Below are 5,571 nucleotides of genomic sequence, written 5' to 3'. Positions count from 1 at the left end.
TCTCGATACGCCGGTCGCTCGCAAGCTCGCAGCCCGGCTACTCGACGACCAGGGCGCCGTGCTCACGAGGTGTAGCCCAGGAGCTTGGCGGCGAGGTCGGCGAGCACCTCGGTGGCGCCGCCACCGATGGGGAGCAGGCGCGCGTCGCGGTAGTGCCGCTCGACCTCGGTGCCGTGCATGTAGCCGGCGCCGCCGTGCAGCTGCACGGCCTGGTCGCAGACGTAGGTCGCGGTGTTGCAGGCGGTCTCCTTGGCCAGGCAGGCCTCGGCGATCACGTTCTCCCCCGCGACGTGGCGGCGCGCGACGTCACGGGCGTAGACCCGCGCCACCTCGACCTGGCGCCGCATCTCGACGAGCTTGTGGCGCACCACCTGGTTGGCGATGAGCGGCTTGCCGAAGGTGTCGCGCTCACGGCAGTACTCCGCGGTGAGCTCGAGGGAGCGAGCCGCGATGCCGTAGGCGTGGACGGCCAGGCCGATCCGCTCGACGACGAACTGCTCGGCGATCTGGTAGAAACCCGTGTTCTCGACACCCACGAGGTTGGCGACCGGCACCCGCACGTCGACATACGACAGCTCGGCGGTGTCGGAGCAGTGCCAGCCCATCTTGGTCAGGGCCCGGTCGACGGTGAAGCCCGGCGTGCCCTTCTCGACGACGAGCAGCGAGACCCCGGCGTGGCCGGGTCCGCCGGTGCGCACCGCGGTGGTGACGAAGTCGGCGCGGGTGCCGGAGGTGATGAACGTCTTGGCCCCGTTGACGACGTACTCGTCGCCCTCGCGCACCGCCGTCGTGCGGATGCCGGCGACGTCGGACCCACCGCCGGGCTCGGTGATCGCGAGCGAGCCGATCAGCTCACCGGCCAGGGTCGGCCGCACGAACCGGTCGATCAGGTCGGACTCCCCCGACCCCAGGCCGGCGGAGATGATGTGCGGCAGCGCGATGCCGTGGGTGAAGAGCGCCGACATCAGCCCGCTGGAGGCGCCCGCGGAGAACATGCCCTCCTGCAGGTCGGTGGTGTCCATCAGGTCACCGCCCTGGCCGCCGACCTCCTCGGGGAAGCCGACCCCGAGCACGCCCTGCTTGGCGGCGGAGAGATGGAGCTCGCGGGGCAGGACGAGGTCGTCCTCCCACTGCTGGTGGTGCTCGACGATCTCGCGGCGGGTGAACTCCGCGCCGAGCTCGAAGATCTCGTTGCCGGTTGCGCCCATCAGAAGAGGCCCTCCTGGATCTGCACCGAGCGGGAGCGGACCCACTCCCCCAGGCCCTTGGCCTGCGGGTCGAAGCGGGTCGAGGCGGCCACGCCCTCGCCGAGCAGTCCGCGGATCAGCACGTTGACGCCGCCGAGGTTGGGCAGCACGTAGACCTCGATGTCGAGGTCGGCGGCCTCCGGCACCAGCTCACGCACCTTGCGGGGCGTGATGAGCTTGCTCAGCCACGTCACTCGCGCGTCGCGCTTGGCATCGCTGATCTCCGGGTCGTGCGCGACCCACAGCCCGATGTTGGCGTCACCGCCCTTGTCGCCGGAGCGGGCGTGCACAAAGCTGCCCAGCGGCATCCGGCGGGTGATCGAGTCGGTGGGAGCGGGGTACGGCGAGGGGCGCTGGCCGGCGTGCGCGTCGACGGCGGTGAACTCCGTCGGGTCGGCGACGACCTCCCGCGCGCCGTCGGCGTGGACGACGGTGTGGGTCACCTCGGAGCGGTCGACGTAGGCCGCGCGATAGATCCCGTACGGCGTGGGCGGTCCGGGCGGTGAGGTCATCGTGAAGCCCGGGTAGGACCCGAGCGCCAGCTCGACCAGCGGCGCGGTGAACGCCTTGCCGACGGGGCCGGCATCGGCGTCCATCACCGTGCAGCGCAGCAGGCTGGAGGCGCCCTCCTCGGTATCGGCGTCGGGAAGCGGGTGGGCGGTGCGGGTCCAGGTGACGTCGGAGGCCGTGAGCGAGCCCTCGAGCTGGGAGCGCACCCAGTCGGCCTTGGCATCGATGTCGAGACCGGTGAGCACCAGCTCCATCGAGTTGCGGAACCCGCCGAGAGTGTTGAGGCAGACCTTCAGATGCTCGGGCGGGGCCTCGCCACGCACGCCGCTGATCGCAACCCGGTCGCTGCCCTCCTGCGCGAGCTCCACGGAGTCGAGAAGCGTGGTGACGTCGGGGTTGAGGTAGCGGGTCGTCTGGATCTCGTAGACCAGCTGGGCGGTGACGGTGTCGATCGTGACCGCGCCGCCGGTGCCGTCCTGCTTGGTGATCACGCTCGAGCCGTCGACAGCGATCTCGGCCAGCGGGAACCCGAGAGGCGCCCCGGCCTGCGACTGAAGCGGCAGGGAGAGGAAGCCGGAGAAGTTGCCGCCGGTCGCCTGGGTGCCGCACTCGAGCACGTGGCCGGCGACGACGGCGCCCGCCAGCTCGTCGTACTGCGTCGGGGTCCAGCCGAAGTGGGCGACGGCGGGGCCGACGACGAGGGAGGCGTCGGTGACGCGGCCGGTGACGACGATGTCGGCGCCCTGGAGCAGCGCCGAGGCGATGCCGAACCCACCGAGGTAGGCGTTGGCGGTCAGCGCGCCCTCACTGATGGCGTGGCCGCGGAGGTCGTCGCCCTCGACGTGGGCGATCGCGGGGTCGAGCCCGAGGCCGCGGGCGACCTCGCGGAGCTTGTCGGCCAGTGCCGCGGGGTTGAGGCCGCCGGCGTTGCTGACGATCTTCACGCCGCGCTCGAGCGCGAGTCCGAGGCTGTCCTCGACCTGGCGCACGAAGGTGCGCGCGTAGCCGAGGTTCGCGTCCTTCATCGTGTCCTTGCCGAGGATCAGCATGGTCAGCTCGGCGAGGTAGTCGCCGGTGAGGACGTCGAGGCTCTCGCCGGCGGCCGTGCCTTCGACCATCTGGCGCATCGCGGCCATCCGGTCGCCGTAGAAGCCGGAGCAGTTGCCGATGCGGAGGGGGTTCGAGTCTCGCTCCGCTCGCACCTCAACCACCGTGGGCCTCCTTCTGCTCCCTACCGCCGCCGGCGGGGCCGGCGAAACACTGGGCGACGTCGAGCCAGGCGTCGGCGCCCGGCCCCTCGGCCACCAGGTCGGTGTCGGCGCGGTGCACGCGCTGGGTGGCGAGCAGGCAGAAGTCGTACGCCGAGCCGCGCAGCGACTCGGCGGCGTCGTCCGGCCCCCAGGTCCAGACCTCGCCGCTGGGAGCGATGAGCTCGACGCGCACCTCGGCGGCCGGAACCTCCTGCCCGGCGTTGGCGAAGGAGAAGCCTCGGGTGCGCACGCCGATGTGGGCGACGTGCTTGATGCGGTCGGTGCGCTCAGGCTCGCGGCCCAGCGCGTCGTAGATGTCGAGCGAGTGCGCCCAGGTCTCCATGTAGCGGGCGGTGACCATCGAGGTCGCCGACATCGGCGGACCGAACCACGGCATCTTCTGCCCGTCGGGGACGGCGCGCAACGCGTCCGCGAGCGCCGGGCGGGCGTCGTCCCAGCGGGCGAGGAGGTCGGCCGGCGGGAGCTGACCGATCTCGAGCGCGGCGGTGTCGACGAACCCGGTGGGGTCGGCCATGCCGGCCAGCACCAGCTCGTCCCAGGCCGCCTTGTCCTCGTGGGCGCGGGCGGCGAGCACGGCCGCCTCGTCGGTCCAGAGCAGGTGGGCGATCGTGGTGGCGATCGTCCAGCCCTCGGCAGGTGTGTCGGTGGCCCACTGCTCGTCGGGCAGCGCGGCGACCACCGCGCGCAGGGCGTCGCCCTCAAGGGTCAGGTCGTGCAGGAGGTCGTCGATGAGGCTCATGCGTCGGTCCTTGTCAGCTGGAGGTCGAGGACGCGGGCCCACTCGTCGAGGATCCGCGCGCGCCGCTGGGTGTCGTCGGTGATGGTGGTGGCGAGGCCGAGGCCGCGCACCAGGTCGAGGGTGGCCTGGATCAGCTCGCGGGTGCCCGGGTGCGACTCGTCGGCCCCGAGGCACTCGACCGTGAGCCGGTGGGTCTCGCGCCCCACCCGCTGCTCGAGCGGAGCGACCGCAGCGAGGAGCGCTTCGTCGGTGCGCGCGGCGACCCACAGCTCGAGCGCGGCAGTGAAGACCGGCGAGGTGAAGTGGTCGCCCAGCATCTCCAGGACGGCGCGCGTACGTCGTACGCCCTGGGGCAGCCCGGCGGCAGCTGCGGCCAGCTCGGCCCCCCGCACGTCGGTGAGGTGCTCCACCGCGGCTACGACAAGGTCGTTCTTGGTCGGGAAGTGGTGCAGCTGGGCGCCGCGACTGACGCCGGCGCGCTCGGAGACCGACGTCGTGGAGGTGCTGGCGAAGCCCTTCTCGACGAGCAGGTCGACGGTGGCCTCGAGCAGCCGCGCGCGCATGACCCGGGTGCGCTCCTCCTGAGGAACGCGCTTGGCCGGGGTGGTGGTCGCGGTCACGGTCGCCACCCTGCCCCTCGACGAACAAACAGTCAAGCCTGTCTTTAAAGTTCGAGGTGATCGCCGTCGGGCATCGAGGAGGCGAGCGCCTGGACGAGCAATGCCTCGAAGGAAGTCGACTTACACTCAGATCCATCGCTAGGAGGCGTCATGGAGTGGAGGACTACCCCCAACCGCGGCCTGGACCCGGAGACTCAGTTCGTCGAGATCTACCGCAACCTGGCCACCCTCGAGTTCCCGTGGGACATGAACCAGGCGTTGAGCTTTGCGCTCTTCCGCACCTATGCGGTGCCGAGCATCGGGCGACTGCTGGACGCGACCGGCGAATTCGAGCACGCCACGCAGAAGCGCTACGACGACACCTCGCTGCTTCTCGAGGTGCCGCTGCTCGAAGGGTTCGAGAGTGAGCGCGGCAAGGCCGCGGTGCGGCGCATCAACCAGATGCACAAGATGTACGACATCAGCAACGACGACATGTTGTACGTGCTGTCCACGTTCGTCGTGGTGCCCAAGCGGTGGATCGACGACTACGGCTGGCGCGCCATGACCAGGGCCGAGGTCGACTCCTCCGTCCGCTACTACCAGGGCCTCGGCCGACACCTGGGGATCAAGCAGGTCCCGGCGTCGTACGACGAGTTCGCCGACCTGATGGACGACTACGAGCGGGAGCGCTTCGCCTACGACCCGGGCTCGCGTCGGGTCGCCGACGCGACGATGGACCTCATGGCCGCCTTCTACCCGAGGCCGCTCAAGCGCGTGATCGACGTGTTCAGCCGGGCTCTGATGGACGACCCGCTGCTCGACGCGTTCCACTACCGGCGACCGAGCGACATCGTGCAGCGCCTGTCGCGAGGCGGCTTGCGGGTCCGGGCGCGCGTCGTGGCCGCGCTGCCGTCGCGACGCCGCGCGGTGCACGTCTACGAGATGTCGCGGATCAAGAGCTATCCGGACGGCTTCGAGGTGGAGCGCATGGGGACCTTCGCGCCGGGCTGCCCGGTGCGACACGCCTCGAAGAGCAGCGCCGTGGCGGCGCAGCCCTGACGCCTACTGGGCGCCGGCGAACCCCTGCTGCCGCCAGGCCTCGAAGGTCACGAGGGCCGCGGCGTTCGACAGGTTCAGCGAGCGGCGTCCGGCAACCATCGGGATCCGAAGCCGCTCGGAGATCGGAAAAGCGTCGTGTAGGG

Annotated in this window: 5 protein-coding genes; 1 reads left to right on the top strand and 4 read right to left on the bottom strand. The window is 71.0% G+C overall.

Going from position 1 to position 5,571, the window contains the following annotated elements; all coding sequences use genetic code 11:
• Positions 1-62: 62 nt before the first annotated feature.
• Genes VOI19_RS13265 through VOI19_RS13250 form a run of 4 tightly spaced genes read right to left on the bottom strand, consistent with a single transcriptional unit; the run spans position 63 to position 4,387 of the window.
• Entirely contained in the window at positions 63-1,208 is a 1,146-nt protein-coding gene (locus tag VOI19_RS13265) for an acyl-CoA dehydrogenase family protein (RefSeq protein WP_323793438.1), read from the bottom strand.
• On the bottom strand, positions 1,208-2,959 hold the full coding sequence (locus VOI19_RS13260; RefSeq protein ID WP_323793437.1) for an acyclic terpene utilization AtuA family protein: 1,752 nt from the start codon (positions 2,957-2,959) through the stop codon (positions 1,208-1,210). Before VOI19_RS13260 ends, VOI19_RS13265 begins: the two co-directional genes overlap by 1 nt.
• A gap of 1 nt (position 2,960) precedes the next feature.
• Entirely contained in the window at positions 2,961-3,767 is an 807-nt protein-coding gene (locus VOI19_RS13255; protein ID WP_323793436.1) for a TIGR03084 family metal-binding protein, read from the bottom strand.
• A complete protein-coding gene (locus VOI19_RS13250) occupies positions 3,764-4,387 on the bottom strand; it encodes a TetR/AcrR family transcriptional regulator (RefSeq protein WP_323793435.1) in 624 nt (207 codons plus the stop codon). Before VOI19_RS13250 ends, VOI19_RS13255 begins: the two co-directional genes overlap by 4 nt.
• A 150-nt stretch (positions 4,388-4,537) precedes the next feature.
• Here VOI19_RS13250 and VOI19_RS13245 point away from each other — a divergent pair, with 150 nt between their 5' ends.
• Positions 4,538-5,428 (top strand): oxygenase MpaB family protein, encoded by an 891-nt coding sequence (locus VOI19_RS13245; protein ID WP_323793434.1) that lies wholly within the window; start codon positions 4,538-4,540, stop codon positions 5,426-5,428.
• Positions 5,429-5,571: the final 143 nt, after the last annotated feature.

It is taken from the genome of Nocardioides sp., assembly GCF_034670285.1.
In the GTDB taxonomy this organism is placed as follows: Bacteria; Actinomycetota; Actinomycetes; order Propionibacteriales; family Nocardioidaceae; genus Nocardioides.
Note: the sequence above shows the minus strand (reverse complement) of the source record. Positions and strands in the feature narration are given on the sequence as shown.